Annotated in this window: 26 protein-coding genes and 1 other RNA gene; 20 read left to right on the top strand and 7 right to left on the bottom strand. The window is 55.5% G+C overall.

The window, feature by feature from the left end; all coding sequences use genetic code 11:
* The first annotated feature begins 161 nt into the window (after positions 1 to 161).
* From clpX to fadM, 6 genes are all read left to right on the top strand, one after another.
* Positions 162 to 1436, top strand: a complete 1275-nt coding sequence (gene clpX / locus CSE01S_RS06630; protein WP_042285907.1) for an ATP-dependent protease ATP-binding subunit ClpX — start codon at positions 162 to 164, stop codon at positions 1434 to 1436.
* Positions 1437 to 1619: 183 nt separating this feature from the next.
* Positions 1620 to 3974 (top strand): endopeptidase La, encoded by a 2355-nt coding sequence (lon, locus tag CSE01S_RS06625; RefSeq protein WP_042285905.1) that lies wholly within the window; start codon positions 1620 to 1622, stop codon positions 3972 to 3974.
* Between the two features lie 193 nt (positions 3975 to 4167).
* On the top strand, positions 4168 to 4455 hold the full coding sequence (hupB, locus tag CSE01S_RS06620; RefSeq protein WP_233459101.1) for a nucleoid-associated protein HU-beta: 288 nt from the start codon (positions 4168 to 4170) through the stop codon (positions 4453 to 4455).
* Positions 4456 to 4656: 201 nt separating this feature from the next.
* A complete protein-coding gene (gene ppiD, locus CSE01S_RS06615; protein ID WP_042285902.1) occupies positions 4657 to 6531 on the top strand; it encodes a peptidylprolyl isomerase in 1875 nt (624 codons plus the stop codon).
* Between the two features lie 149 nt (positions 6532 to 6680).
* On the top strand, positions 6681 to 7055 hold the full coding sequence (locus CSE01S_RS06610) for a helix-hairpin-helix domain-containing protein (RefSeq protein ID WP_042285900.1): 375 nt from the start codon (positions 6681 to 6683) through the stop codon (positions 7053 to 7055).
* A gap of 104 nt (positions 7056 to 7159) precedes the next feature.
* The gene (gene fadM / locus CSE01S_RS06605; RefSeq protein ID WP_042285898.1) at positions 7160 to 7558 is read left to right on the top strand and encodes a long-chain acyl-CoA thioesterase FadM; all 399 of its coding nucleotides are present in this window, start codon (positions 7160 to 7162) and stop codon (positions 7556 to 7558) included.
* Between the two features lie 106 nt (positions 7559 to 7664).
* Here the strand turns inward: fadM and queC are convergent, their stop codons facing one another.
* A complete protein-coding gene (gene queC, locus CSE01S_RS06600; protein ID WP_042285896.1) occupies positions 7665 to 8360 on the bottom strand; it encodes a 7-cyano-7-deazaguanine synthase QueC in 696 nt (231 codons plus the stop codon).
* 64 nt (positions 8361 to 8424) lie between these two features.
* Positions 8425 to 10125: an SgrR family transcriptional regulator gene (locus CSE01S_RS06595; protein ID WP_042285893.1), complete on the bottom strand. Its 1701-nt coding sequence runs from the start codon at positions 10123 to 10125 to the stop codon at positions 8425 to 8427.
* A gap of 100 nt (positions 10126 to 10225) precedes the next feature.
* Between CSE01S_RS06595 and cof the strand changes: the two genes are divergently transcribed.
* A complete protein-coding gene (gene cof, locus CSE01S_RS06590; RefSeq protein ID WP_042285890.1) occupies positions 10226 to 11044 on the top strand; it encodes an HMP-PP phosphatase in 819 nt (272 codons plus the stop codon).
* A 43-nt stretch (positions 11045 to 11087) separates the two neighbouring features.
* Here cof and CSE01S_RS06585 read toward each other — a convergent pair whose 3' ends face one another.
* Entirely contained in the window at positions 11088 to 12143 is a 1056-nt protein-coding gene (locus CSE01S_RS06585) for a PLP-dependent cysteine synthase family protein (RefSeq protein ID WP_084588982.1), read from the bottom strand.
* Between the two features lie 112 nt (positions 12144 to 12255).
* Here CSE01S_RS06585 and decR point away from each other — a divergent pair, with 112 nt between their 5' ends.
* The 5 genes from decR to amtB all read left to right on the top strand — a co-directional run bounded on the left by decR (position 12256) and on the right by amtB (position 18180).
* Positions 12256 to 12714: a DNA-binding transcriptional regulator DecR gene (decR, locus tag CSE01S_RS06580; protein WP_042285884.1), complete on the top strand. Its 459-nt coding sequence runs from the start codon at positions 12256 to 12258 to the stop codon at positions 12712 to 12714.
* Between the two features lie 44 nt (positions 12715 to 12758).
* Entirely contained in the window at positions 12759 to 14531 is a 1773-nt protein-coding gene (locus CSE01S_RS06575) for a SmdA family multidrug ABC transporter permease/ATP-binding protein (protein WP_042285882.1), read from the top strand.
* Positions 14524 to 16302: a SmdB family multidrug efflux ABC transporter permease/ATP-binding protein gene (locus tag CSE01S_RS06570; protein ID WP_042285880.1), complete on the top strand. Its 1779-nt coding sequence runs from the start codon at positions 14524 to 14526 to the stop codon at positions 16300 to 16302. Before CSE01S_RS06575 ends, CSE01S_RS06570 begins: the two co-directional genes overlap by 8 nt.
* A 221-nt stretch (positions 16303 to 16523) precedes the next feature.
* Entirely contained in the window at positions 16524 to 16862 is a 339-nt protein-coding gene (gene glnK / locus CSE01S_RS06565) for a P-II family nitrogen regulator (protein WP_002891893.1), read from the top strand.
* Between the two features lie 31 nt (positions 16863 to 16893).
* Positions 16894 to 18180, top strand: coding sequence for an ammonium transporter AmtB (gene amtB, locus CSE01S_RS06560; protein ID WP_042285877.1), 1287 nt, complete (start codon positions 16894 to 16896; stop codon positions 18178 to 18180).
* A 70-nt stretch (positions 18181 to 18250) separates the two neighbouring features.
* Here the strand turns inward: amtB and tesB are convergent, their stop codons facing one another.
* Positions 18251 to 19111 carry an acyl-CoA thioesterase II gene (gene tesB / locus CSE01S_RS06555; RefSeq protein ID WP_042285876.1) on the bottom strand — a complete coding sequence of 287 codons (861 nt, stop codon included), beginning with the start codon at positions 19109 to 19111 and terminating at the stop codon, positions 18251 to 18253.
* Positions 19112 to 19324: 213 nt separating this feature from the next.
* Here tesB and CSE01S_RS06550 point away from each other — a divergent pair, with 213 nt between their 5' ends.
* Positions 19325 to 19894 carry a YbaY family lipoprotein gene (locus CSE01S_RS06550; protein ID WP_042285875.1) on the top strand — a complete coding sequence of 190 codons (570 nt, stop codon included), beginning with the start codon at positions 19325 to 19327 and terminating at the stop codon, positions 19892 to 19894.
* 32 nt (positions 19895 to 19926) lie between these two features.
* Here the strand turns inward: CSE01S_RS06550 and CSE01S_RS06545 are convergent, their stop codons facing one another.
* Complete coding sequence (locus CSE01S_RS06545) at positions 19927 to 20238, bottom strand: MGMT family protein (RefSeq protein ID WP_199956501.1); 312 nt, start codon at positions 20236 to 20238, stop codon at positions 19927 to 19929.
* A gap of 162 nt (positions 20239 to 20400) precedes the next feature.
* Here CSE01S_RS06545 and ffs point away from each other — a divergent pair.
* The 3 genes from ffs (at position 20401) to CSE01S_RS06535 (ending at position 21162) form a co-directional block, all read left to right on the top strand.
* An RNA gene (gene ffs, locus CSE01S_RS22185) (signal recognition particle sRNA small type) lies at positions 20401 to 20497 on the top strand.
* A gap of 198 nt (positions 20498 to 20695) precedes the next feature.
* Entirely contained in the window at positions 20696 to 20947 is a 252-nt protein-coding gene (locus CSE01S_RS06540) for a hypothetical protein (RefSeq protein WP_042285870.1), read from the top strand.
* The gene (locus CSE01S_RS06535; protein WP_042285866.1) at positions 20944 to 21162 is read left to right on the top strand and encodes a hypothetical protein; all 219 of its coding nucleotides are present in this window, start codon (positions 20944 to 20946) and stop codon (positions 21160 to 21162) included. Before CSE01S_RS06540 ends, CSE01S_RS06535 begins: the two co-directional genes overlap by 4 nt.
* On the opposite strand, the gene yczR is transcribed toward CSE01S_RS06535, so the two are convergent.
* Positions 21159 to 22586: a MocR-like transcription factor YczR gene (gene yczR, locus CSE01S_RS06530; protein ID WP_042285864.1), complete on the bottom strand. Its 1428-nt coding sequence runs from the start codon at positions 22584 to 22586 to the stop codon at positions 21159 to 21161. The genes CSE01S_RS06535 and yczR overlap by 4 nt on opposite strands.
* An 83-nt stretch (positions 22587 to 22669) precedes the next feature.
* Here yczR and yczE point away from each other — a divergent pair, with 83 nt between their 5' ends.
* Positions 22670 to 23266, top strand: coding sequence for a membrane protein YczE (gene yczE, locus CSE01S_RS22710; RefSeq protein ID WP_042285861.1), 597 nt, complete (start codon positions 22670 to 22672; stop codon positions 23264 to 23266).
* An 80-nt stretch (positions 23267 to 23346) separates the two neighbouring features.
* On the top strand, positions 23347 to 23700 hold the full coding sequence (locus CSE01S_RS06520; RefSeq protein WP_042285859.1) for a DUF1428 domain-containing protein: 354 nt from the start codon (positions 23347 to 23349) through the stop codon (positions 23698 to 23700).
* 39 nt (positions 23701 to 23739) lie between these two features.
* Here the strand turns inward: CSE01S_RS06520 and pdeB are convergent, their stop codons facing one another.
* A complete protein-coding gene (pdeB, locus tag CSE01S_RS06515; RefSeq protein ID WP_042285856.1) occupies positions 23740 to 25290 on the bottom strand; it encodes a cyclic di-3',5'-guanosine monophosphate phosphodiesterase PdeB in 1551 nt (516 codons plus the stop codon).
* Positions 25291 to 25468: 178 nt separating this feature from the next.
* Between pdeB and CSE01S_RS06510 the strand changes: the two genes are divergently transcribed.
* Together CSE01S_RS06510 and ykgO are read left to right on the top strand one after the other, a co-directional pair.
* Complete coding sequence (locus CSE01S_RS06510; RefSeq protein ID WP_042285853.1) at positions 25469 to 25729, top strand: type B 50S ribosomal protein L31; 261 nt, start codon at positions 25469 to 25471, stop codon at positions 25727 to 25729.
* A gap of 2 nt (positions 25730 to 25731) precedes the next feature.
* Positions 25732 to 25872, top strand: coding sequence for a type B 50S ribosomal protein L36 (gene ykgO / locus CSE01S_RS06505; RefSeq protein ID WP_016537667.1), 141 nt, complete (start codon positions 25732 to 25734; stop codon positions 25870 to 25872).
* Positions 25873 to 25903 lie beyond the last annotated feature (31 nt).

Here is a 25903-nt window from a genome sequence, read left to right as displayed (position 1 = left end):
GCGACACTCATCATTCTACGGGCGTTTGCCTCATGTAGCGTGGATGATTTTGTGTATATACTAATGAAAGGCGGCACAACGCGACTAAGCGACTTGCGCCTGAGAATGGCATTTTGCGTCGTCGTGTGCGGCACAAAGAACAAAGAAAGAGGTTTTAACTCATGACAGATAAACGCAAAGATGGCTCGGGCAAACTGTTGTACTGCTCTTTTTGCGGCAAAAGCCAGCATGAAGTGCGTAAGCTTATAGCCGGTCCATCGGTGTATATCTGCGACGAATGCGTCGATTTATGTAACGACATCATTCGCGAAGAAATTAAAGAAGTGGCGCCGCACCGCGAACGCAGCGCATTGCCGACGCCGCATGAAATTCGCAACCATCTTGACGATTATGTTATCGGCCAGGAACAGGCGAAAAAAGTGCTGGCGGTTGCGGTCTACAACCACTACAAACGTCTGCGCAACGGCGACACCAGTAACGGCGTCGAGTTGGGTAAAAGTAACATTCTGCTGATCGGTCCCACCGGTTCCGGTAAAACGCTGCTGGCCGAAACGCTGGCGCGCCTGCTGGATGTTCCGTTCACCATGGCGGATGCCACCACCCTGACCGAAGCCGGTTATGTGGGGGAAGACGTTGAGAACATTATTCAGAAGCTGCTGCAGAAGTGTGATTACGACGTGCAGAAAGCTCAACGGGGTATCGTCTATATCGATGAAATCGACAAGATTTCCCGTAAATCTGACAACCCGTCCATCACCCGTGACGTTTCCGGCGAAGGCGTGCAGCAGGCGCTGCTGAAGCTGATCGAAGGGACCGTCGCCGCGGTTCCGCCGCAGGGCGGACGCAAACATCCTCAGCAGGAGTTTCTGCAGGTTGATACCTCGAAAATCCTGTTTATCTGCGGCGGCGCGTTCGCGGGTCTGGATAAAGTGATCGCGAACCGTGTTGAAACCGGCTCTGGTATTGGTTTTGGCGCGACGGTGAAAGGCAAATCCGACAAAGCCAGCGAAGGTGAGCTGCTTTCTCAGGTCGAACCGGAAGATTTGATTAAGTTCGGGTTGATCCCGGAGTTCATCGGTCGTCTGCCGGTCGTGGCAACGCTGAGCGAACTGAGCGAAGAAGCGCTGATTCAGATCCTCAAAGAGCCGAAAAATGCCCTGACCAAACAGTATCAGGCGCTGTTTAACCTGGAAGGCGTGGATCTGGAATTCCGTGACGAAGCGCTGGATGCTATCGCCAGGAAAGCGATGGCGCGTAAAACAGGCGCCCGTGGTCTGCGTTCCATCGTTGAAGCCGCGCTGCTCGACACCATGTACGATCTGCCTTCTATGGAAGACGTCGAAAAAGTGGTGATTGACGAGTCGGTCATCGGCGGTCAAAGCAAGCCGTTACTGATCTACGGCAAGCCGGAAGCGCAGCAGGCATCTGGCGAATAATTAGCCAAAATATACAACTGGTTAATCAAAAAGGGGGGATTTTATCTCCCCTTTTATTTTTCCTGAATCCTGCCGTTGAATGTCTGGGAAACATCCCCATATACTGACATACATGTTAAAGGTGAGATGAAGCACAGCGTGTCACCTGATTACCTGGCGGACACTAAACTAAGAGAGAGCTCTATGAATCCTGAGCGTTCTGAACGCATTGAAATCCCCGTATTGCCGTTGCGCGATGTGGTGGTTTATCCGCACATGGTCATACCCTTGTTTGTAGGGCGGGAAAAATCTATCCGTTGTCTGGAAGCGGCTATGGACCATGATAAAAAAATCATGCTGGTCGCCCAGAAAGAAGCATCAACGGATGAGCCGGGTGTAAACGATCTTTTCACCGTCGGGACCGTGGCCTCTATTCTGCAAATGCTGAAACTGCCTGACGGCACGGTAAAAGTGCTGGTCGAGGGGTTACAGCGTGCACGTATTTCTGCGCTGTCTGATAACGGCGAACACTTCTCTGCGAAAGCGGAATACCTTGATTCACCGGCCATCGACGAGCGTGAACAGGAAGTGCTGGTGCGCACGGCAATCAGCCAGTTCGAAGGCTATATCAAGCTGAACAAGAAAATCCCACCGGAAGTGCTGACGTCGCTCAATAGCATCGACGACCCGGCGCGTCTGGCGGATACCATCGCGGCGCATATGCCGTTGAAGCTGGCGGACAAACAGTCCGTGCTGGAAATGTCCGACGTGAACGAGCGTCTGGAATATCTGATGGCGATGATGGAGTCCGAAATCGATCTGCTGCAGGTTGAGAAGCGTATCCGCAACCGCGTTAAGAAGCAGATGGAGAAATCTCAGCGTGAGTACTATCTGAATGAGCAAATGAAAGCCATTCAGAAAGAACTTGGCGAAATGGATGATGCCCCGGACGAAAACGAAGCGCTGAAGCGCAAGATCGACGCGGCGAAAATGCCGAAAGAGGCGAAAGAGAAAGCGGAAGCGGAGCTGCAGAAGCTGAAAATGATGTCTCCGATGTCGGCAGAAGCGACCGTTGTGCGCGGCTATATCGACTGGATGGTGCAGGTTCCGTGGAATGCGCGGAGCAAAGTCAAAAAAGACCTGCGTCAGGCGCAGGAAATTCTTGATACCGATCATTACGGCCTTGAGCGCGTGAAAGACCGTATCCTCGAGTATCTCGCGGTGCAGAGCCGTGTGAACAAAATTAAAGGACCGATCCTGTGTCTGGTTGGGCCGCCGGGGGTAGGTAAAACCTCTCTGGGCCAGTCCATCGCGAAAGCGACCGGGCGTAAATACATCCGTATGGCGCTCGGCGGCGTGCGCGATGAAGCGGAAATTCGCGGTCACCGCCGGACTTACATCGGTTCTATGCCGGGTAAACTGATCCAGAAAATGGCCAAAGTGGGCGTTAAAAACCCGCTATTCCTGCTTGACGAGATCGACAAGATGTCTTCGGACATGCGTGGCGATCCGGCGTCCGCCCTGCTTGAAGTGCTGGATCCCGAGCAGAACGTGGCGTTCAGCGATCACTACCTGGAAGTGGACTACGACCTCAGCGACGTCATGTTTGTCGCGACGTCTAACTCGATGAACATTCCGGCGCCGCTGCTGGATCGTATGGAAGTGATCCGTCTGTCTGGCTACACCGAAGACGAGAAACTGAATATCGCGAAGCAGCATTTGCTGCCGAAGCAGATCGAGCGTAACGCGCTGAAAAAAGGTGAGCTGACGGTCGACGATAGCGCCATTATCGGCATTATTCGTTACTACACCCGTGAAGCGGGCGTACGTAGCCTGGAGCGTGAAATCTCTAAACTGTGCCGGAAAGCCGTGAAGCAACTGCTGCTGGACAAGTCCCTGAAGCATATCGTGATCAACGGCGATAACCTGCACGATTACCTGGGCGTTCAGCGCTTTGACTATGGCCGTGCGGACAACGAAAACCGTGTGGGCCAGGTCACGGGTCTGGCGTGGACGGAAGTGGGCGGCGATCTGCTGACCATTGAAACCGCCTGCGTGCCAGGTAAAGGTAAGCTCACCTATACCGGTTCGCTGGGCGAGGTGATGCAGGAGTCCATTCAGGCAGCGTTGACGGTGGTACGCGCGCGCGCGGAAAAACTGGGTATTAATCCGGACTTTTACGAAAAACGCGATATCCACGTTCACGTACCGGAAGGCGCGACGCCGAAAGACGGCCCGAGCGCCGGTATCGCAATGTGTACTGCGCTGGTCTCCTGTCTGACCGGTAACCCGGTACGCGCCGATGTCGCGATGACCGGTGAGATCACCCTGCGCGGCCAGGTGTTGCCTATCGGCGGGTTGAAAGAAAAACTGCTGGCGGCACACCGTGGCGGCATTAAAACGGTCTTAATTCCTGACGAGAACAAACGTGACCTGGAAGAGATTCCGGATAACGTGATTGCGGATCTGGACATTCATCCGGTGAAACGTATCGAGGAAGTTTTGACCCTTGCGCTGCAAAATGAGCCGTCTGGCATGCAGGTTGTAACCGCAAAATAGTGACCTCGCGCAAAGAGCACTAATAAAAACAGGGCTGGCAGGCCATTTCGGGCTTGCCAGCCTTTTTTTGTATAGCTAATTTAGATGACGGATTAGGCTTGCCATCATTAACGGGTGTTGTAAGGGCATGGCAGGCCTGATATAACTGCTGCGCGGTCGCACTTTGAAGGACTCAGGTGCGATATAAATTATAATGAGGAAGAGAAGAGTGAATAAATCTCAACTGATCGACAAAATTGCTGCAGGGGCTGATATCTCTAAGGCTGCGGCTGGACGTGCGTTAGATGCAATTATTGCATCTGTTACCGAATCTCTGAAAGAAGGGGATGACGTTGCGCTGGTAGGTTTTGGTACTTTTGCCGTTAAAGAGCGTGCTGCCCGTACTGGTCGCAACCCGCAAACCGGTAAAGAGATCACCATTGCTGCGGCGAAAGTTCCTGGCTTCCGTGCAGGTAAAGCACTGAAAGACGCTGTAAACTAAGCGTATTCCCTTCAGGGGAACAGGATCCAGTACAAGGGCGCATCATCTGATGTGCCTTTTTTATTATTGAACCGATTTTCTATACGTTGTGGGCTGACAATCGCCCCTGTTTCTTGTCACAATAGGCCTTTATGCGCAGCGTTCAGGAAACACTATGCTGCGTGCAGTGTATAGTCACCTACAGCGGAGTGTGGTTACACCATGATGGACAGCTTACGCACGGCTGCTAACAGTCTCGTGCTCAAGATTATTTTCGGAATCATTATCGTGTCGTTCATTCTGACCGGCGTGAGTGGTTACCTGATTGGCGGAGGCAACAACTACGCCGCTAAAGTGAATGGCCAGGAAATCAGCCGTGGGCAGTTTGAGAATGCGTTCAACAGCGAACGTAATCGCATGCAGCAACAGCTTGGCGATCGGTATTCAGAACTGGCCGCCAATGAAGGCTATATGAAAACCCTGCGCCAGCAGACGCTGAATCGCCTGATCGACGAAGCGCTGCTCGACCAGTACGCGCGCGAACTCAAACTTGGCATCAGCGACGAACAGGTTAAACAAGCGATTTTCACTACGCCCGCTTTCCAGGTTGACGGTAAATTTGATAACAATCGCTACAACGCGATTATTAATCAGATGGGCATGACCGCGGACCAGTATGCCCAGGCGCTGCGTAATCAACTGACTACCCAGCAGCTGATCAGCGGCGTTGCGGGTACCGACTTTATGCTCAAAGGCGAAACAGACGAACTGGCGGCGCTGGTGGCTCAGCAGCGCGTGGTGCGTGAAGCCACTATCGACGTCAATACGCTGGCGGCGAAGCAGCAGGTGACCGAACAGGATGTCAGCAGCTATTACGAGCAGCACAAAAACAGCTTCATGACCCCGGAACAGTTCCGCGTCAGCTATATCAAGCTCGACGCTGCGGCGATGCAAAAACCGGTGAGCGATGCAGACATCCAGTCTTATTACGATCAGCATCAGGATGAATTCACTCAGCCGCAGCGCACCCGTTACAGCATCATCCAGACCAAAACGGAAGATGAAGCCAAAGCGGTGCTGGACGCGCTGAATAAAGGCGGTGATTTTGCAGCGCTGGCGAAAGAAAAATCGGCTGATATCATCTCAGCCCGTAACGGCGGCGACATGGGTTGGCTGGAAGAATCAACCATCCCTGACGAACTGAAAAATGCCGGTCTGAAAGAAAAAGGCCAGCTTTCCGGCGTAATCAAATCTTCCGTCGGTTTCCTGGTGGCGCGTCTTGACGACGTCCAGCCGGCGAAGGTCAAACCGTTGAGCGAAGCACGTGATGACATTGCCGCGAAAGTGAAACAGGAAAAAGCGATCGACGCCTTTTTCGCCTTGCAGCAGAAAGTTAGCGACGCGGCGAACAATGACACCGAATCGCTGGTGGGCGCTGAGCAAGTCGCCGGTGTGAAAGCGGTGGAAACGGGCTGGTTTAGCCGCGACAGTCTGCCTGAAGAACTCAATTTTAAACCGGTGTCAGACGCGATCTTTGACGGCTCGCTGGTAGGTGAAAACGGCACGCCGGGCAGAAACTCCGATATCATCACCGTTGACGGCGATCGTGCGTTTGTACTGCGCATTAGCGAGCATAAAGCGGAAGCGGTGAAGCCTCTGGCTGAGGTAAAAGATCAGGTCACTGAAATAGTGAAACATGAAAAAGCCACGCAGCAGGCCAAACTGAGCGCGGAAAAACTGCTGGTTGATCTGAAAGCAGGAAAAGGCGCAGAAGCGATGAAAGCGGCGGGCCTGCGCTTTGGTGAATCGAAAACCCTGAGCCGTACGGGACAGGATCCGATTAGCCAGGCGGCGTTTGGCCTGAGCCTGCCAGCCAAAGATAAACCAAGCTATGGCATTGCTGACGACATGCAGGGTAACGTCGTGATCCTGGCGCTGGACGAAGTGAAAGCCGGCTCCATGCCGGAAGATCAGAAAAAGGCGATGGTTCAGGGTATCACCCAGAACAATGCGCAGATTGTGTTTGAAGCGCTGATGAGCAATCTGCGTAAAGAAGCGAAGATCAAAATCGGTGATGCGATGGAGCAACAGCCTTAATCATCGAGATGTCTCGCAAAAAATAGCTCAACAGTTGTAACACCAAAAGGCCGCTTTCGCGGCCTTTTCCATTTCTGAACTTTGCCGTTTGTTCGCTTTCTGCCGTCCCGCTATTGTGCTTTCACTGTTAACAAACAAGGAGAAACAGTATGAAACACGGATTCAAAGCGCTACTCATTACCCTTTCTTTAGCCTGCGCGGGCATGACGCACAGCGCGCTGGCCGCCGCGCCAGCAACAAAGGGCGCGGTGGCGGAAAACAAAGCGGAAGCCCATACCGCTGCGCAAAACAAAGCGGCGGCGCCAGTGAAAGCCAGCGACGAAGACGGTACCCGGGTCAGCATTAACACCGCAACGGCAGAGGAGCTGGCGCGCGCGATGAACGGCGTCGGGCTGAAGAAAGCACAGGCGATCGTCAGCTATCGCGAAGAGTACGGTCCTTTTAAAACGGTAGACGATCTCAAGCAGGTGCCGGGCATGGGTAGCGCGTTAGTTGAACGTAATCTGTCAGCGTTGACGCTTTAAGCACTTGCGTAGTGGCTAAAATTTGCCAGGATTACGGAGGTCATACCAGTTATGACCTCTTTACTTCTGTCATACCTATAACGATAAATTAAGGTTTCAGCGCTATGCAAACACAAATCAAAGTCCGTGGTTATCATCTCGATGTTTACCAACATGTGAATAACGCCCGCTATCTGGAATTCCTTGAAGAAGCCCGCTGGGACGGGCTGGAAAACAGCGACAGCTTTCAGTGGATGACGGCGCACAACATCGCCTTCGTGGTGGTAAATATCAATATTAATTATCGCCGTCCGGCGGTGCTGAGCGATCTGTTGACCGTCACCAGTCAGGTCCAACAGTTAAACGGTAAAAGCGGTATTCTGAGCCAGGTCATCACGCTTGAACCAGAAGGGCAGGTGGTGGCCGATGCGCTGATCACCTTCGTTTGCATCGATCTGAAAACACAGAAAGCGTTACCGCTGGAAGGGGAATTGCGGGATAAGCTGGAGCAAATGGTCCAGTAGAAAACCGCGAAGCGTACCTGATGGCGCTTCGCGTATCCGGCCTGCGCATCAGACGGCGTAGGCCGGACACGACACGTCGTTTCGTCATCCGGCCATGCTACAGGCGTTATTGTAAACCGGTTTTGTGTTTCATCGCCGCCATTACCGCAGGCTTATTAGCCAGATAATGGTGCAGACCGTTGGCGCGAAGATGACAGGCCGCGCACTGGCCGCAACCGTCGCCTTTAATGCCGTTATAACAGGTCAGTGTTTCATGACGCACAAGATCCAGCTTGCCCCAGTAGTCTGCCAGCGCCCAGGTTTCAGCTTTATCAATCCACATTAACGGCGTTTCAAATCGAATGTCCTTCGCCATGCCAAGATTAACCGCGTGATTGAGTGCTTTCACAAATTCGTCGCGGCAGTCCGGGTAGCCGGAAAAATCGGTTTCACACACGCCGGTGATCACCGCTTCTGCCTTCACCTGATAGGCGTAAATGGCCGTTAGCGTCAAAAACAGAATATTGCGTCCGGGAACAAAAGTATTGGGGATCCCGTTTGCTTCCGGTTCGTAATCCGGTACCGGGATATTGTCGCGCGTCAGGCTGCTGACGGCGAGTTCGCTGAGTAACGTCACATCCAGCACTTTGTGCGCACGGGCGCCCAGTTTCAGGGCCAGTTCACGGGCCACATCGATCTCAGCGCGATGGCGCTGACCATAGTCAAAGGTCACGCAATGCACTTCATCATACTGATGCAGCGCCTGCGCCAGACAGGTGGTGGAGTCTTGTCCTCCACTGAACACAACGACGGCACGTTTCATGGTATTTTCCGTAAATCTACAAAACCATTATGTTAACGCCTGAAATGCGCGCCGACCAGCGACTTCACGGCCCCGGCGGCGGCAGCCAGGCTTCCGTAAAGGCAAACCAGCCGCGCGGATTCAGGCGCACGCCGTTCACGCCTGGGGGAGCGCTGATGCGGTAATGATAGTTAAACAGCGGCGTCAGCGTCGCCTCATTCATCAGAGTGGTGAAAACCTGCCGGAGCGCGGCGTGCCGATGCGCTTCTTCGGGGCGAATTTGCAGCGCATCCAGTGTCGCCTGTAGGTGCGAGAACCCAGGCGCGTCGAGCACATGTGGCCAGAGCGCGTCGCAGCGCAGCCATTGTTCGAGGGTATATTCTGGCGCTTCGCCAATCAGCCTGTCCCCCATCATCAGATCCGCTTCGGCAAGCAGATGACAGCCCTCCCAGGTTTTCGCATTGTGGAAAATTAACGTCAGTTCGCAGCCCAGATCCGCCAGAGTCAGGCGCAAGCGTTCGGCCATGGTGTGCAGTTCCACTGGCAGATGGTAGACCAGGGTCAAGGTTTTTGGCAGCGCAACCTCCTCAAGCCCTTGCCAGCGTGGAATCGACCAGCCTGGCAGCAGCGCGCGGCTGGGCGTGATTAAATTCTCGCCGACATCGAGCGTCTCAAGCAGCGAAGAACGATGGATGAGTTCGACCAGCCAACGCGCCTGGTGCAGGGATAATCTTGCGCTCTTTTTCAACGTTAAGTAGCAAAAGCCCAGGCTGATTCCGGTACTGACCGGGCTTACCGTGGCGAGTTCCTCTGGTTTTCCAATGGTGATCTGCACCGGGTGACGGCAACTGGTGCCCAGATCCTGCGCGAACAATTGTGGTGTGATCCAGTATTCAATGGCTTTAAGCAGGGGATGCGTAAGATGGTAATGGTCGTGGCTTTCCAGACGCACCAGTTCCGGAGTAAAAAGCGTCAGGCGAAACGGCCCGGTGCCGACGAGTGGCTGTTCCGGATGCGCCAGATGGCTACAGTAGCTTGCCAGACGGTGCGCCAGCCAGAAGTCCGGGCGGTGAAGGGTGAACGTCAGGCATTGCGGATGGGTCACTTCTATCGACTTGACGCTGATAAACAGCCTGTGCAGCGCCGGAAGCGCCAGCAGCATCAACAGCCGCTGGTGTAACTGCGTGGTTGCCACCGGGTCGCCGTTGTGCCAGTACAGCGTGGATCGGATATAAAAATCCCAGCGTAAGCCGTCGCGGGAAATCTCCCAGTGGTGCGCTAGATCGCCGCAGGGTTGCTGCGTCTCGCTGTCGAAGCGGGTCAGACCCGAGAAAATCTGGCTTGCCAGATGCTGTTCGGCGCGGCCAGGCAGGAAGCCAGGGTGCAACGGATCCAGCGGGCGATAATAGGGAATTCGCAACGTTGGCGTCGCATTCTGCCACTGACCCCCCATAAAAGGCTGGAGCATGGCGCGCAAATCGCCGGGCGCCAGTTGCGCCAGCTCCAGTACGCTAAGCTGTTGCCCTTTTTCCAGTGCCTGCTCCATCATCGTGGTGCGCAGCGATTCCGGCGTCACCAAAAAACGCAGCAATCCGCGCTTACCCCGCCCGGACTGCGACGTCCAGACAAGCCACCCCGCCGCCTGCGCCTGACGTAGCAGGGTGCGGATGTGACGCTCGCTGCAAAAGCAGCGCTCCGCCAGTTCGCCCACGGTCACGCTTTGCGGTTCGCCGCCAGAAGGTTGCCACAGCCGCTGGTATTGATTAAGACGATTAAGAAGTCGCATAAAAACCCGGAACAATTCAGATTATCTATTCACTATTACTTCCGTATATATCAGGTGATACTCATCCACAAGTTAACCCCGTCACAGAGTGGAGAAAGAGATGGCTCGTCTGGCTGCATTTGATATGGATGGCACCTTGCTGATGCCAAACCACCTGCTGGGTGAGGAAACGATTTCCACGTTGTCCCGCCTGCGTGAACGTGACATCACGCTGGCTTTTGCGACCGGGCGTCACGTGCTGGAAATGCGCCATATTCTCGGCGCCGTTTCGCTGGAGGCGTTTTTAATTACCGGCAACGGTACGCGCATTCATTCGCTGGAAGGGGAGGTGCTGCATCGACAGGATCTGGATCCGGCGGTCGCGCAAATCGTCCTGCAGCAGAAGTGGGACACCCGGGCAAGTATGCATGTTTTTAACGACAATGGCTGGTTTACCGGCGAGGACATTCCGGCGATCCTGCAGGCCCACGTCTACAGCGGCTTTCGCTACCAGATCGTCGATATCAAACGTCTCCCGGCGGATCAAGTCACCAAGGTTTGCTTCTGCGGCGATCATGACGATCTGTCGCGACTGAAAACGCAGTTGCATGAAACGTTAGGCCCACGGGCGCATCTGTGCTTCTCTGCCGTTGATTGCCTGGAAGTATTGCCGGTGAACTGTAATAAAGGTTCCGCATTGACAGTGTTGAGTCAGCACCTTGGACTGACGATGGCGGAATGCATGGCGTTCGGCGACGCGATGAACGACCGTGAAATGCTCGGTAGCGTTGGTCATGGCCTGATTATGGGCAATGCGATGCCGCAGTTGATTGCCGAGCTGCCGCATCTGCCGGTTATTGGCCACTGCCGTAATCAGGCGGTATCACACTTTTTGACACATTGGCTGGACAATCCGCATCTACCTTATTCCCCCGAATGAGAGATCCTTTCCGGCAACGGGCAGCATCACGTTGCCCGTTTTTTTATTTAAGGCGTAGCAACTGAGCAAGCGCATCCTGCCACGGCGTCAAATCGCCCATGTTCGCCTTTACCCACTCGGGGTGGTAGTAGGTGTCCAGATACCGCTCCCCGCTGTCGCATAACAGCGTCACCAGTGAACCGGTTTCACCCGCGTCGCGCATTCTGGCGGCAAGGTGCAGCATTCCCCACATATTGGTTCCCGTGGAAGCCCCAACCTTACGACCGAGCTGGGTTTCCAGCCAGTGCGCGGTTGCCACGCTGGCGGCATCGGGCACGCGCAGCATTTCGTCCACCACGTCCGGAATAAAAGAAGGCTCCACGCGCGGACGGCCTATGCCTTCGATTTTACTGCCCGTCGGGCTGCGAAGCGTGGCGTCACGGTTTTGCCAGTAGGGGAGGAATACCGAATTTTCCGGGTCAACCACCATCAGACGGGTCGCATAGCCCTGACAGCGAATATAGCGTCCAATAGTGGCGGAAGTGCCGCCTGTGCCCGCACTCATAACGATGTGCGCGGGAACCGGGTTCGGTTCGCACTGCATCTGGCGGAAAATACTGTCGGCGATGTTATTGTTGCCGCGCCAGTCGGTGGCGCGTTCAGCATAGGTGAACTGATCCATGTAATGACCGTTCAGCTCACGCGCCAGTTGCTCCGAGGCGGCGTAAATTTCACACGCGCTTTCGACGAAATGACAGCGACCGCCGTAAAATTCAATCTGCTCAATCTTACGCTTTGCCGTACAGGATGGCATGACGGCGATAAACGGCAACCCCAGCAGGCGAGCGAAATAGGCTTCAGAAACCGCGGTCGATCCCGAAGAGGATTCTATAATAGTAGTGCCTTCTTTGATCCAGCCGTTGCACAGCCCGTAGAGAAACAGCGAGCGCGCCAGCCGGTGTTTCAGGCTGCCGGTCGGGTGCGTGCTTTCATCTTTAAGATACAGCTGGATACCCGGAAAGGCAGGCAGCGGCAAGCGAATAAGGTGAGTATCGGCGGAGCGATGGTAATCCGCGTTGATTTCATTGATGGCGTTTTTAACCCATGCACTATTCATCATTAATATCCATTTGTCATTTTGTGCCAAGCGTAGCGAAAAGCACGGAAAAAATTGTTGCTATTTGACCTTTAAAATAGAATGAATGGAGAAAATTGTTCTCTGAGACGTCGATATGTTAGATAAAATTGACCGCAAGCTACTGGCGCTGTTGCAGCAAGACTGCACCCTCTCTTTGCAGGCGCTGGCGGATGCCGTTAATCTGACCACCACACCCTGCTGGAAGCGCCTCAAACGGTTGGAAGACGACGGCATTTTGCTGGGCAAAGTCGCGTTGCTGGACCCGGAAAAACTGGGGCTGGGATTAACCGCCTTCGTGCTGATCAAAACCCAGCACCACAGCAGTGAATGGTACTGCCGTTTCGTGACGGTGGTCAGCGAGATGCCCGAAGTGCTTGGCTTCTGGCGCATGGCCGGGGAGTACGACTACCTGATGCGGGTACAGGTGGCCGACATGAAACGCTACGATGATTTCTATAAGCGCCTGGTGAACAGCGTGCCGGGCCTCTCCGATGTGACATCCAGTTTCGCGATGGAACAGATTAAATACACTACCGCTTTACCCATTGAATAACCCTCCCGGACGATGAGCCGGAAAATCAGGTCAGGACATAACGCGTGCGATTATTTGCTCAATTAAGCTGGTATTTTCGCCGGGAGTGGCGTCGCTACCTCGGCGCTGTTGCCTTGCTTATTATCATCGCCATTCTTCAGCTCATTCCGCCAAAGGTGGTGGGCATTGTCGTGGATGGCGTCACCGCGCAGCACTTTACGACGCAGCGGGTGCTGATGTGGATTGGCACCATCGCCCTGATTGCCGTAGTGGTGTATCTGCTGCGCTACGTCTGGCGCGTGCTGCTGTTTGGCGCGTCTTACCAGCTTGCGGTGGAACTGCGGGAAGATTACTACCGTCAGCTGAGCCGTCAGCATCCTGAATTTTATCTGCGCCACCGTACCGGCGATCTGATGGCGCGCGCCACCAACGATGTGGATCGCGTAGTGTTCGCCGCAGGCGAAGGCGTCCTGACGCTGGTGGATTCGCTGGTGATGGGCTGTGCAGTGCTGATCGTGATGTCCACGCAGATCAGCTGGCAACTGACCCTGTTAGCGCTGTTGCCCATGCCGGTTATGGCGTTGATGATTAAGCGCTACGGCGATAAGTTGCACGATCGCTTTCGCCTGGCGCAGGCTGCTTTCTCCAGCCTGAATGACCGTACCCAGGAGAGCCTCACCAGCATCCGCATGATCAAAGCCTTTGGTCTGGAGGATCGCCAGTCGGCGCTGTTTGCGGCCGATGCAGACGACACCGGTAAGAAAAACATGCGCGTGGCGCGCATTGACGCGCGCTTTGATCCCACGATTTACATCGCCATCGGGATGGCGAACCTGCTGGCGATTGGCGGCGGCAGCTGGATGGTTGTCCAGGGCGCTCTGACGCTGGGACAATTAACCAGCTTTATGATGTATCTCGGGCTGATGATATGGCCAATGCTGGCTCTGGCGTGGATGTTCAACATCGTCGAGCGCGGCAGCGCGGCATACAGCCGCATTCGCGCGATGCTGGCCGAAGCGCCGGTAGTTAACGACGGCACGGAACCGGTGCCGGAAGGGCGGGGAGAACTGGCGGTCGCGATACGTGAGTTCAGCTATCCCCACACCTCGCATCCGGCGCTGGAAAACGTGGCTTTTCGCCTTCAACCGGGGCAGATGCTTGGCATTTGCGGGCCCACCGGCGCGGGCAAAAGTACGGTGCTGTCGTTGATTCAGCGTCATTTCGACATTACCCAGGGGGACGTGCGTTTTCACGACATTCCGTTGCCGCGTTTGCAACTGGACAGCTGGCGCAGCCGCCTGGCGGTGGTTAGCCAGACGCCTTTTCTGTTTTCCGATACCGTGGCCAATAACATTGCGCTGGGCTGCCCGAACGCCACGCAGCAGGACATTGAGCATGTGGCGCGGCTTGCCAGCGTTCATGAGGATATTTTGCGTCTGCCGCAGGGCTATGACACCGAGGTGGGCGAGCGCGGCGTCATGCTGTCTGGCGGGCAAAAACAGCGCATCTCCATTGCGCGAGCGCTGCTGCTGAATGCCGAAATTCTGATCCTTGATGACGCGCTGTCGGCAGTGGATGGCCGCACCGAGCATCAGATCCTGCATAACCTGCGCCAGTGGGGAGAAGGGCGCACGGTGATTATCAGCGCGCACCGACTGTCGGCGCTGACCGAAGCGAGCGAAATCATCGTTATGCAGCATGGTCATATCGTGCAGCGTGGCGACCATGAGACGCTGGTTCAGCAGGCGGGCTGGTATCGCGACATGTACCGTTACCAGCAACTGGAAGCCGCGCTGGACGATGCGCCGCAAAACGATGAGGAGACGGCGAATGCGTAGTTTCGGGCAGTTATGGCCGACCCTCAAGCGCCTGCTGGCCTACGGATCTCCGTGGCGTAAACCGCTGGGTATCGCGGTCGTGATGCTGTGGATTGCGGCGGCGGCGGAAGTCAGCGGCCCGTTGTTGATCAGTTATTTTATCGACAATATGGTGGCGAAAAACACGCTGCCGCTCGGCATTGTCGCCGGGCTGATAGCCGCTTATCTCGGCTTGCAAATCCTGGCCGCCAGTTTGCATTACGCGCAGTCGCTGCTGTTTAACCGCGCCGCAGTCGGGGTGGTTCAGCAACTGCGTACCGACGTGATGGACGCCGCGCTGCGACAGCCGCTAAGCGAGTTTGACACCCAACCCGTCGGCCAACTGATTTCACGCGTCACCAATGACACCGAAGTCATTCGCGATCTGTACGTCACGGTGGTGGCGACCGTGCTGCGCAGCGCGGCGCTGATTGGCGCGATGCTGGTGGCGATGTTCAGTCTTGACTGGCGTATGGCGCTGGTGGCGATCCTGATTTTCCCGGCCGTGTTGGTGGTGATGGTGATCTACCAGCGCTACAGCACGCCGATAGTGCGCCGGGTACGCGCTTATCTCGCCGATATTAACGACGGTTTTAACGAAGTCATCAACGGCATGAGTGTCATTCAGCAATTCCGCCAGCAGGCGCGTTTTGGTGAAAGAATGGGGGAGGCCAGCCGATCGCATTATATGGCGCGGATGCAGACACTGCGTCTGGACGGCTTTTTATTGCGTCCTCTGTTGAGCCTGTTTTCAGCGTTGATTCTCTGTGGGCTGCTGATGCTATTCAGCTTTACCTCTGTCGGCACTATTGAAGTCGGCGTACTGTACGCCTTCATCAGTTATCTGGGGCGCCTGAACGAACCGCTAATTGAACTCACTACGCAGCAGTCGATGCTGCAACAGGCGGTAGTGGCGGGTGAACGCGTGTTTGAACTGATGGACGGCCCGCGTCAGCGTTACGGTCAGGACGCTCGTCCGCTGGCATCCGGGCAGATCGAAATCGACGATGTTTCGTTTGCTTATCGCGATGATAATCTGGTGCTGCAAAACATCAGCCTCTCAGTGCCGTCGCGCAGTTTTGTGGCGCTGGTGGGGCACACCGGCAGCGGCAAGAGCACGCTTGCCAGCCTGCTGATGGGCTATTATCCCCTTCGCCACGGCGAAATTCGTCTTGATGGCCGTCCGCTGAGTACGCTCAGTCACGGTGCGTTACGCCAGGGCGTGGCGATGGTGCAGCAGGATCCGGTGGTGATGGCGGATACGTTCCTTGCCAACGTTACCCTGGGACGGGATATTTCCGAGGAGCAGGTCTGGCAGGCGCTCGAAACCGTGCAGCTCGCGGAGCTGGCGCGCGGCATGAGCGAAGGTATCCATACCCGTCTTGGCGAGCAGGGAAATAACCTCTCCGTCGGGCAAAAACAGCTGCTTGCGTTGGCGCGGGTTCTGGTCGCGACGCCGCAAATCTTAATTCTCGATGAAGCGACCGCCAGCATTGACTCGGGCACTGAGCAGGCAATTCAGCGGGCGCTGGCGGCGGTGCGCGAACATACCACGCTGGTGGTGATCGCTCATCGACTGTCAACTATCGTGGAAGCGGATACCATTCTGGTGCTGCATCGCGGACAAGCGGTGGAGCGCGGGACCCATCATCAACTGCTCGCCGCGCAGGGACGCTACTGGCAGATGTATCAGCTCCAGCTCGCCGGAGAGGAACTGGCGGCCAGCGTGCGGGAAGAGTCGCAACCCGCCTGATGCACCGACGCCGTTAGCCCCGACGGCGGTGGTGCAAAAATGTAACGCATCATGCACTGCCATGGTGCGTTTTTCTTTTCTCGCTTCGCCTCGCCCCTTTTCACATCAATTCTTTCGCCAGCCGCAGGCCGCTCTTCGGGGAATTTTCATTTCTGGCATAACCCTTGCAATCACGTATACGTGTAGCAGCGCCATTACCGAATTCTGACTGGAGGGGATCTATGAAGCTGGTTACCGTGGTAATCAAACCGTTCAAACTGGAAGACGTTCGCGAAGCGCTCTCTTCTATAGGTATTCAGGGACTGACCGTCACCGAAGTGAAAGGCTTTGGGCGGCAGAAAGGTCATGCTGAGCTTTATCGCGGGGCGGAATACAGCGTCAATTTCCTGCCCAAAGTGAAAATTGATGTGGCGATTGCCGACGACCAGCTTGATGAAGTGATTGATGTCATCAGTAAAGCGGCATACACCGGAAAAATTGGCGACGGCAAAATTTTCGTCGCTGAGCTGCAGCGTGTGATTCGTATTCGTACCGGCGAAGCCGACGAAGCGGCGCTGTAACGCCTGGCACACAGTAACGGGAAACGACAAAATGAAGATAGCAACGATGAAAACGGGCCTTGCTTCACTGGCGATGCTGCCTGGGCTGGCAGCGGCTGCTCCGGCAGTTGCCGAAAAAGCGGACAACGGTTTTATGATGATTTGCACCGCGCTGGTGCTGTTTATGACCATTCCCGGCATTGCCCTGTTCTATGGCGGTCTGATCCGCGGTAAGAACGTGTTGTCGATGCTGACGCAGGTGACGGTCACCTTCGCGTTGGTGTGTATTATGTGGGTGGTATTTGGCTATTCACTGGCGTTTGGCGAAGGGAACAACTTCTTCGGTAATGTTAACTGGGTGATGCTCAAGAACATTGAGCTGACCGCCGTGATGGGCAGTATCTACCAGTATATTCACGTTGCTTTTCAGGGCTCGTTTGCCTGTATCACCGTCGGGTTGATCGTCGGGGCGCTGGCGGAACGTATCCGTTTCTCTGCCGTGCTGATCTTTGTGGTGGTCTGGTTGACGCTCTCCTATATTCCGATCGCCCATATGGTGTGGGGCGGAGGCCTGTTGGCGTCACATGGCGCGCTGGACTTCGCCGGCGGTACCGTGGTGCATATTAACGCGGCGATTGCCGGGCTGGTGGGCGCATACCTGATTGGCAAACGCGTCGGTTTTGGCAAAGAGGCGTTTAAACCGCACAACCTGCCGATGGTGTTTACCGGCACGGCGATCCTTTATATCGGCTGGTTTGGTTTTAACGCCGGCTCTGCCGGGGCGGCGAATGAAATTGCGGCATTGGCCTTCGTCAATACCGTTGTCGCAACGGCGGCGGCAATCCTCGGCTGGATTTTCGGGGAGTGGGCGCTGCGCGGTAAACCTTCTCTGCTGGGCGCCTGTTCCGGTGCGATTGCCGGTCTGGTTGGCGTAACGCCTGCCTGCGGCTATATCGGCGTAGGCGGCGCGTTAATCATCGGCGTGGTCGCCGGGCTAGCCGGGCTGTGGGGCGTAACCATGTTGAAGCGTCTGCTGCGAGTTGACGACCCGTGCGATGTGTTTGGCGTTCACGGCGTCTGCGGGATCGTCGGCTGTATTCTGACGGGCGTATTCGCCTCCAGCGCGCTGGGCGGCGTGGGGTTCGCCGAGGGCGTAACGATGGGGCATCAGGTGCTGGTACAACTGGAAAGTATTGCCATCACCCTCGTCTGGTCCGGCGTGGTGGCGTTCATCGGTTACAAGCTGGCGGATATGACCGTAGGGCTGCGCGTGCCGGAAGAGCAAGAGCGCGAAGGGCTGGATGTCAACAGCCACGGCGAGAACGCGTATAACGCGTAACGTCAGGGCCCGGCAGCGTATTGCTGACCGGGCCTGCGTGCGTTATCAACCGCATACGGCGTCTGCCGGTTTAGTTGTGATTGCGCATCACCCCTTCCTGCACGGTTGAGGCGACCAATATGCCGTCCTGGGTATAAAACTCACCGCGTACAAAGCCCCGGGCGCTGGACGCCGAGGTGCTTTCCACGCTGTACAACAGCCACTGATTCAAATCAAAGGGACGGTGGAACCACATGGAGTGATCGATGGTGGCGATCTGAATCCCTTTTTCCAGAAAACCAATGCCGTGCGGCTGTAGCGCAACCGGCAGAAAATTAAGATCCGACGCGTAGCCCAGCAGATACTGATGCACGCGGATATCATCCGGCAGCGTGCCGTTAGCGCGGATCCACACCTGACGGGTGGGTTCGGCCACATGGCCTTTCAACGGATTGTGGAACTCAACCGGTCGCACCTCCAGTGGGCGGTCGCAGAGAAATTTATCCTTCAGCACCGGTGGCAGCAGATGCGCCAGCGACTGGGCGATTTCGGTTTCTGATTTCAGGCCATCTGGCGCGGGGGCGTGCGGCATGGTTTTTTGATGTTCAAAACCGTTTTCTGGCGCCTGAAACGACGCGGTCATATAAAAAATAGGCTTGCCGTTCTGGATAGCGGCAACGCGGCGGGCGCTGAAACTGTTGCCGTCGCGCAGCACTTCCACATCATAAATAATCGGTTTCTGGCTGTCGCCGGGGCGTAAAAAATAGCTGTGGAAAGAGTGAACCAGGCGTTCTTCCGGTACGGTCTCTTTAGCGGCATACAGCGCCTGACCGACAACCTGGCCGCCAAAGACCTGGCGCAGTCCTAAGTCTTCACTCTGGCCCCGAAAGAGTCCTTCCTCAATTTTTTCCAGATTCAATAATGTCAGCAAATTACTCAGTGCCTGACTCATACATGCTCTCCAGGTAACAACGGCGCCGAAGCGAGATAGGCAGAGTATAACGCAATTTATTAAGTGGTCCGATGGGTGCAATAGTCTGAATAAAAGGCTTAATCCAGGCAAAAATCAGTGATATGTGCCACACTTATTGACGTTATGTATTTGTTAACCACTCTTCCGGCGGGGGGAAAGGCCTGCTGGTGCATTGATGATAAGGAGAATTGAATGAAACTCGTGCACATAGTAAGTGGTTTAGCGGTTGCGGTGTCCCTGGCTGCCTGCGCGGATAAAAGCGCGGACATTCAGACGCCTGCGCCAAACCCGAACACTTCCATTACTGCCACACAGTCCACTATTCAGCAACCTAATGTTTCAGGTACCGTATGGATCCGTCAGAAAGTGGCGTTGCCGCCTGACGCTGTTCTGACCGTTACCCTGTCAGACGCTTCGTTGGCCGATGCGCCGTCTAAGGTGCTGTCGCAAAAAGCGGTACGAACCGAAGGGAAGCAAGCGCCGTTCAGCTTCGTACTGCCGTTTAACCCGGCCGATATCAAGCCGAATGCCCGCATTCTGCTGAGCGCAGCCATCACTGTGAACGACAAACTGGTCTTTATCACCGATACCGTTCAGCCGGTTATCAACCAGGGCGGAACGAAAGCCGATCTGACGCTGGTCCCTGTCCAGCAGACGGCAGTGCCTGTTCAGGCCAGCGGCGGCGCAACCACAACGGTGCCGTCGACGTCGCCGACACAGGTGACGCCTTCTTCTGCCGTACCAGCACCTACGCAGTATTAAGACGTAAAACGACCCTCTCCGCCCGGAGAGGGTCAGTAGTTCCAGCGATAACGCTGCAAATCGATTTGCCCGCTTCCGGACACCTGAACCCCTTCTGATAATAATGCCTGACGTTGACGCTGAAGATCCGGCCCGGATAACGAGATCGCGCCGTGTCGGTTAACCACCCGATGCCAGGGAAGGGTGCTGCCTTCGGGTAAGCGTTTGAGGACGCCGCCTACCTGGCGCGCAGCCCGCGGCGAACCGGCAAGTTTTGCCACGTCACCGTAGGTGGTGACGAATCCTTCAGGTATTGAGGCAATGATTTGCCAGACTCGTTGGGGAAAAGTGTCTTCTCTGTCCATTATTTCTTCCTGCGGTAATCCTTCAGGATAATCCCGAAACGGCGGCGGGTGAAGCGCCATTGCGCAAGAAACCAGCATCCGACGCCCGACGGCTTGCAATTGGCCGGGGCAGCAGTGATAATGCGCCTGCGCGTTGGTTAACAACGCTCTCAATGGGGGCTCTGTTGGTTCTCCCGCAACGCTACTCTGTTTACCAGGTCAGGTCCGGAAGGAAGCAGCCAAGGCAGATGACGCGTGTGCCGGGATGTAGCTGGCAGGGCCCCCACCCATTTCTGCCGTCCGAAGTAGCCCGCCGTCTCACTTCTTCATTTTGTCATGAATTCGTCATTTTTTTGTAATGAACAACTGGCAGAGTGTTGTCGGGAAGTTAAAACATAATCCCCTCTTTCTTTCCACGTCGTACCGGCGCGTTTGCGGCTACGCCGTGTTTTGCCTGCTTGCACACAAGGATTTTACGATGGCTACAGCGGTACTAAATGTCAAAATCGATGAGGCGGTGAAAGAGAAACTTCGCCAGCACGCCGAAACGAACAACGAAAATTTGAGTATCACGACAGAAAAACTGCTGCTTAGCGCCTTTGGGGCGGCAGCAGAAGGCGACGTCTGCGCAGATGAGATCGACAGCCAGCACACGATCGAGTCGCAAGTCGAACCGCTGACGTCGAAAGAAATCAAAGCATTGCGCAGATTACTGAAGAAGAAAAAATGAAACAGCAAACGCTTTCCACCGCCAGTAACTACAGTGAAGCCTGTGAATTATTGCGCTCAGGCTACGTGAAACATGTTCGCTTACACTGGAACGTCGGCAGCGACGAGTTTTTCCGTATTGCCTCAGACTGGTGCGACGCGGGCGCCAGAATCAAGAAAGAGGGTGAGGATTTTATCATCTCCCTGAAAGGCTTTCCGGTACCGCGTCAATACTAAATAATTTTGCGAACTTTACTGCCTGCTGACTGCATGCGCAGGCTCTCCCAGAGCGGCTGTAAGGTTCGAAAAGCTTCGCGCAAGCCTTCTTCCGGCAGCGCGAACGGCATCCGCAAAAAGCGATCAAACGCGCCTGCTAAACCGAAGCGGGTGCCTGTTCCCAATTGTATCCCGGCGCTCTCCGCGCGCGTGGCGAACTGCGTCGCCAGCGCGTCCGGCAGTTCCACCCAATACGAAAGTCCTCCCTGCGGCGTCTGAAAGCGCCATTCCGGAAAATGCGAGCGCATAAGCGTTTGACACAATGCGCGTCGTTCCGCCAGTTGCTGTCGGCGTTGGGGTAAAAAGGCGCTGGCATTATCGAGAAGCCACGTGGTGGCGAGCTGTTCCAGCACCGGCGAGCCGAGATCGAACGTGTCGCGCGTTTGCACCAGCGCAGCGATGGTTCTTGCTGGCGCGCGCACCCATCCCAGCCGCAAGCCGCCCCAAAAACTTTTTCCTGCCGAACCCAGCAGAATGACCGGCGCATGGCGATGATAAGCCGCCAGTGGAGGCGGCGGCGCGGCGTCGTACCACAGATTCACCATCGTTTCATCAATGACCAGCGTTGTGTGGGTTGTGGCCGCAATGTCGGCGACAATCTGGCGCGTCGGCTCATCCATGCACCGCCCGGTGGGGTTATGAAAATCCGGCATCAGATAAGCGAGCCTGGGAGAGGTCTGTGCGATAGTGGCTGCCAGTCCAGCGGTATCCCAGCCCTGCTCCGGTAACGAAACGCCAACCGGTCGACAGGAGGCGCCCTGAATCGCGGCAATGGCCAGTGGGTAAGTGGGATGATCGACAAGTACGCGGTCGCCTGGCCCGGTCATTAAACGCAGGATCAGCGCCAGGCCGCTGACCGCACCGTTCACTACCATGATTTCATCAGCATGGGTCGGCAGTCCTCGCGACGCATAGTGCCGGGCGACAGACTCGCGCAGGGAGAGCAGCCCCTGCGGCTGATAGCCGGAGGTCAACAAGTGGGGCGGCATGGCGCGCAGCGCCTCCTGGTAAGCCTGATGGATTTCAGGTCCGGCATTCAGCGCCGCCGTGGAAAGATCAACCGCCAGGGGCGTCGCCGAGCGCGTGGGCACGTCGCGAATATGCGTTGGCAAAATCACCCGCGACCCGCTGCCGTGACGGATGTCCAGATATCCCTCTTCACGTAGTTGCGCCAGCGCGCTGGCAACGGTGGTGCGGCTCACATCCAGCACTGACGCCAGTTCGCGTTCGCCAGGCAAGCGGCTGTCTAGCGCCAGACGCCCGTCAAGGATCAGCAGACGCAGCGCTTCCGCCAACTGTCGCCACAGCGGCGTACGTGAAGATGTCTCCTGCCAGTGACCCAGCAGGCGATGTAACGACTGGCTTCCATTGCGACGTGATGACATAGCAGTCCACTTTCTCAAAACTGGTCATTAATCATAGTGCCAATTATGGCGAAGATAAAAGCCATCTTGACGGGGAGGGGAAAATGGGACGTCGACTGCTGCAACTCTATTTTGGACTGGCTCTGTATGGAGTCTCAACCGCCATGTTTGTGCGCGCGGACTTAGGCGCCGATCCGTGGAACGTTTTTCATCTTGGGTTGGCAAATCTGCTGTCAATGAAGATAGGCATCGTGATGATTATCGTCGGCGCGCTGGTCCTGTTGCTGTGGATCCCGCTGCGCCAGCGTCCCGGCTTAGGCACATTCAGCAACGTTATTGTCATTGGACTTGCCGCCGATGCTGCGCTGGCGCTGATGCCGGAACTCTCCTCGCTGGTCGTGCGCAGCGTGATGCTGGCGGCGGCGGTGGTGGTCAACGCGCTGGCGACGAGCATGTATATCGGCGCTGGCTTTGGCGCCGGGCCGCGGGACGGGCTGATGACCGGCATTCATGCCCGCACCGGTTGGTCGGTACGTCTGATCCGAACGGTGATCGAGGTGTCGGTGCTCTTCAGCGGCTGGCTGCTGGGCGGCACGCTTGGCGTAGGAACGGTGCTGTACGCTCTGGCGATCGGGCCGTTAATTCAGCTCTGTTTGCCGTGGTTTCGCTACACTTCCCGGTCCCGGATCCAGACAGCGTAGTTGACGAGAGACGACTACACTTAATCCGACTGACGTGGCTGGAAAGGCTGGCCGCGCAGTAAACTTCGGAGGTTTTTCTCATGAAGTATGTTGATGGTTTTGTTGTAGCCGTCCCCGCCGAAAACAAGGAGGCTTATATGGCGCTGGCGGCGAAAGCAGCACCGCTGTTTAAGGAATTTGGCGCGCTTCGCATCGTTGAATGCTGGGCCGACGACGTGCCAGAGGGCAGCGTCACCGATTTTCGCATGGCGGTTAAAGCCGGAGAAAACGAAGAAGTGGTGTTCAGCTGGATCGAATACCCGTCGAAAGAAGTACGGGATGCGGCGAATCAAAAGATGATGTCCGACCCGCGGATGAAAGAATTCGGCGATGAAATGCCGTTTGATGGTAAACGCATGATCTACGGTGGATTTGCCCCTATTCTCGACGAATAACGTGACTGGCTGTGCGGCGTGCCGCCAGCCATTTTCACCTCAAAGGTGCTCTTCAGCCCAGAGGATAAACGCCGTTTTGGGCAGCGCTTTGCTGTACAGCCAGCCCTGACCATAATCCACGCCATGCTGGCGTAACCATGCTTCCTGCTTCGCCGTTTCAATTCCCTCGGCCACCATCTTCAGATTCAGCGTCCGGGCCATTTCGATAATGTGCGGCGTCACGTTTTTGTATTCCAGCGCGCTGACAAAGGATTTATCAATTTTCATGATATCCACTTCCAGATTCTGCAGGTAACTGAGGCTGGAGAAACCGGTACCGAAATCGTCAATATAGATGGCATGTCCCGCTTCACGATAGCGGGCAACGATGGGCGAGCTGGTTTTTGGATCGGCAAAAGCGCGTTCAGTCAGTTCCAGGGCTATCTGAGAAGGAGAAACCTGGTACTGCTGGAGCAGTTTGTTGAGCAGCGCCGGGAGCTTCTCTGAGGCAAGATCCGCGGATTCAATATTGATGGAAATATGCTGTTCCGGATGCTGCTGAAGCCATTGCCCCATATCTTCAAACACCGACTCGATGATCAGCCGGGTAAGCGATTCGGTAAGCCCGGTCTGAGCGGCAAGCGGAATAAAAATGTCCGGCGAAAGAAAGCTGCCGTCAGTTTGCCGCCAACGCGCCAGCGCCTCTGCGCCAACGATCTTCCCCGTGGTCAGCGACATGATGGGTTGATAGTGAACGCTGATGTCCCGGTTATGTATAGCATCCTGTAGCCGATGACGGGGAGACTGAATACGCCGCAAAATGCGCAGGATAAACGCCGCTGCCAGAAGCCCAATCGCCGTACCGACGGGCACCCAGATAAACGCCTGTTGATACCAGATTTTATCCAGTGGACGCGTGGAAGCCCAACTGACAATGGCAATCCCCATTTCCGGGAAGGGACGGATTTCATATACCACGCCGTGACGTTCCAGATGGCGCGGCGTTTGTTCGCGGGTATATTGCAGAACGGCGGGAGGAATGGTCCCGCTACTGGCGATAACAATATTACGTTGTGTGCCGATTATCGCCACATCGATTTGCCATGCGCCAAAGGGCACAACGTCAATAAATGAGGCGGGATCGATCATTACGATATAGCGACCATTCCCCAGCGCGGTCATATAGCGCGCAATCCCCAAATCGTTATGCGTGGTAAACCAGGCCTGGTAACCGTCATCGGTCAGCTTCATTGCGGGCGGAAAAGGAGCGGTATGGCTTTCCTGTTCCAGCGACGAGCATCGCGGGATGTTGTTTTCCAGGTACAGCACTTCCTGTACATAGCGGTAGCTAAAAGAGATACGCCGCATCGCCAGCAAATGGTCATGCGAGCAGGGGAGGCTGGTCACTGCCTCAATGTCCTGTAGGGCATTTTTCGCCTGCTGGACCACACGCTGGGTGCGCTCAAACACCTGGGTGGAATAGTTATCCAGCTCCTCAATAAACTTCCTCTCGACCTGGCGATGGGCAAGCCAGATGCTCACCCCTACTGGCAGCAAAATAGCGAGGATCAGCACGCCCGTTACCAGGCTAACCAGATGTCGTGTGGTCACGAAGATATCCTTAATAACGCATCGTAAAGAAATTATATCCGATCGCGGAAAAAAACCGGTATTGGTGAGTGTGTTAAGTGCAATGTGCGTATTGAGCCTGGTTTTCATGGGGTTGATAAACGGCCAGGCTTGGCGTATTTTATTGTTATGTTATATTGTAACAATTGAGGGGGTAAAGATGAAACCGAATATCCATCCTGCTTACCGCACCGTGGTGTTTCACGACACCAGCGCTGATGAATATTTTAAAGTAGGGTCAACCATTAAAACGGATCGCGAAATTGAGCTGGACGGTGTGGTCTACCCGTACGTCACTATTGATGTTTCATCTAAGTCGCATCCGTATTACACCGGTAAGCAAAAAACGTTTGCTAACGAAGGCAGCGCGGCGCGCTTTGAGAAACGTTTTGGCCATTTTTTAAGCTCGAAGCGGGGGTGAAAATGCAGGTACTGAATTCCTTGCGCAGCGCAAAGCAGCGCCATCCGGACTGTCAGATTGTCAGAAGAAAAGGGCGGTTATATGTGATTTGTAAAACGAATCCGCGTTTTAAGGCAGTACAAGGGCGGAAAAAGCGTCGGTAAGATTACCCGAGGCCGGATGGCGGAGCGCGCC

Source organism: Citrobacter sedlakii NBRC 105722 (genome assembly GCF_000759835.1).
Taxonomy (GTDB): domain Bacteria; phylum Pseudomonadota; class Gammaproteobacteria; order Enterobacterales; family Enterobacteriaceae; genus Citrobacter_A; species Citrobacter_A sedlakii.
The sequence above is the reverse complement of the archived record's forward strand: the minus strand, read 5'-3'. Positions and strand labels throughout refer to the sequence as shown.

Coding starts and splice junctions, on each gene's coding strand:
- clpX (WP_042285907.1), top strand. CDS start 162: ATGACAGATAAACGCAAAGATGGCTCGGGCAAACTGTTGTACTGCTCT.
- lon (WP_042285905.1), top strand. CDS start 1,620: ATGAATCCTGAGCGTTCTGAACGCATTGAAATCCCCGTATTGCCGTTG.
- hupB (WP_233459101.1), top strand. CDS start 4,168: ATGAGGAAGAGAAGAGTGAATAAATCTCAACTGATCGACAAAATTGCT.
- ppiD (WP_042285902.1), top strand. CDS start 4,657: ATGATGGACAGCTTACGCACGGCTGCTAACAGTCTCGTGCTCAAGATT.
- CSE01S_RS06610 (WP_042285900.1), top strand. CDS start 6,681: ATGAAACACGGATTCAAAGCGCTACTCATTACCCTTTCTTTAGCCTGC.
- fadM (WP_042285898.1), top strand. CDS start 7,160: ATGCAAACACAAATCAAAGTCCGTGGTTATCATCTCGATGTTTACCAA.
- queC (WP_042285896.1), bottom strand. CDS start 8,360: ATGAAACGTGCCGTCGTTGTGTTCAGTGGAGGACAAGACTCCACCACC.
- CSE01S_RS06595 (WP_042285893.1), bottom strand. CDS start 10,125: ATGCGACTTCTTAATCGTCTTAATCAATACCAGCGGCTGTGGCAACCT.
- cof (WP_042285890.1), top strand. CDS start 10,226: ATGGCTCGTCTGGCTGCATTTGATATGGATGGCACCTTGCTGATGCCA.
- CSE01S_RS06585 (WP_084588982.1), bottom strand. CDS start 12,143: ATGATGAATAGTGCATGGGTTAAAAACGCCATCAATGAAATCAACGCG.
- decR (WP_042285884.1), top strand. CDS start 12,256: ATGTTAGATAAAATTGACCGCAAGCTACTGGCGCTGTTGCAGCAAGAC.
- CSE01S_RS06570 (WP_042285880.1), top strand. CDS start 14,524: ATGCGTAGTTTCGGGCAGTTATGGCCGACCCTCAAGCGCCTGCTGGCC.
- glnK (WP_002891893.1), top strand. CDS start 16,524: ATGAAGCTGGTTACCGTGGTAATCAAACCGTTCAAACTGGAAGACGTT.
- amtB (WP_042285877.1), top strand. CDS start 16,894: ATGAAGATAGCAACGATGAAAACGGGCCTTGCTTCACTGGCGATGCTG.
- tesB (WP_042285876.1), bottom strand. CDS start 19,111: ATGAGTCAGGCACTGAGTAATTTGCTGACATTATTGAATCTGGAAAAA.
- CSE01S_RS06550 (WP_042285875.1), top strand. CDS start 19,325: ATGAAACTCGTGCACATAGTAAGTGGTTTAGCGGTTGCGGTGTCCCTG.
- CSE01S_RS06545 (WP_199956501.1), bottom strand. CDS start 20,238: ATGGACAGAGAAGACACTTTTCCCCAACGAGTCTGGCAAATCATTGCC.
- CSE01S_RS06540 (WP_042285870.1), top strand. CDS start 20,696: ATGGCTACAGCGGTACTAAATGTCAAAATCGATGAGGCGGTGAAAGAG.
- CSE01S_RS06535 (WP_042285866.1), top strand. CDS start 20,944: ATGAAACAGCAAACGCTTTCCACCGCCAGTAACTACAGTGAAGCCTGT.
- yczR (WP_042285864.1), bottom strand. CDS start 22,586: ATGTCATCACGTCGCAATGGAAGCCAGTCGTTACATCGCCTGCTGGGT.
- yczE (WP_042285861.1), top strand. CDS start 22,670: ATGGGACGTCGACTGCTGCAACTCTATTTTGGACTGGCTCTGTATGGA.
- CSE01S_RS06520 (WP_042285859.1), top strand. CDS start 23,347: ATGAAGTATGTTGATGGTTTTGTTGTAGCCGTCCCCGCCGAAAACAAG.
- CSE01S_RS06510 (WP_042285853.1), top strand. CDS start 25,469: ATGAAACCGAATATCCATCCTGCTTACCGCACCGTGGTGTTTCACGAC.
- ykgO (WP_016537667.1), top strand. CDS start 25,732: ATGCAGGTACTGAATTCCTTGCGCAGCGCAAAGCAGCGCCATCCGGAC.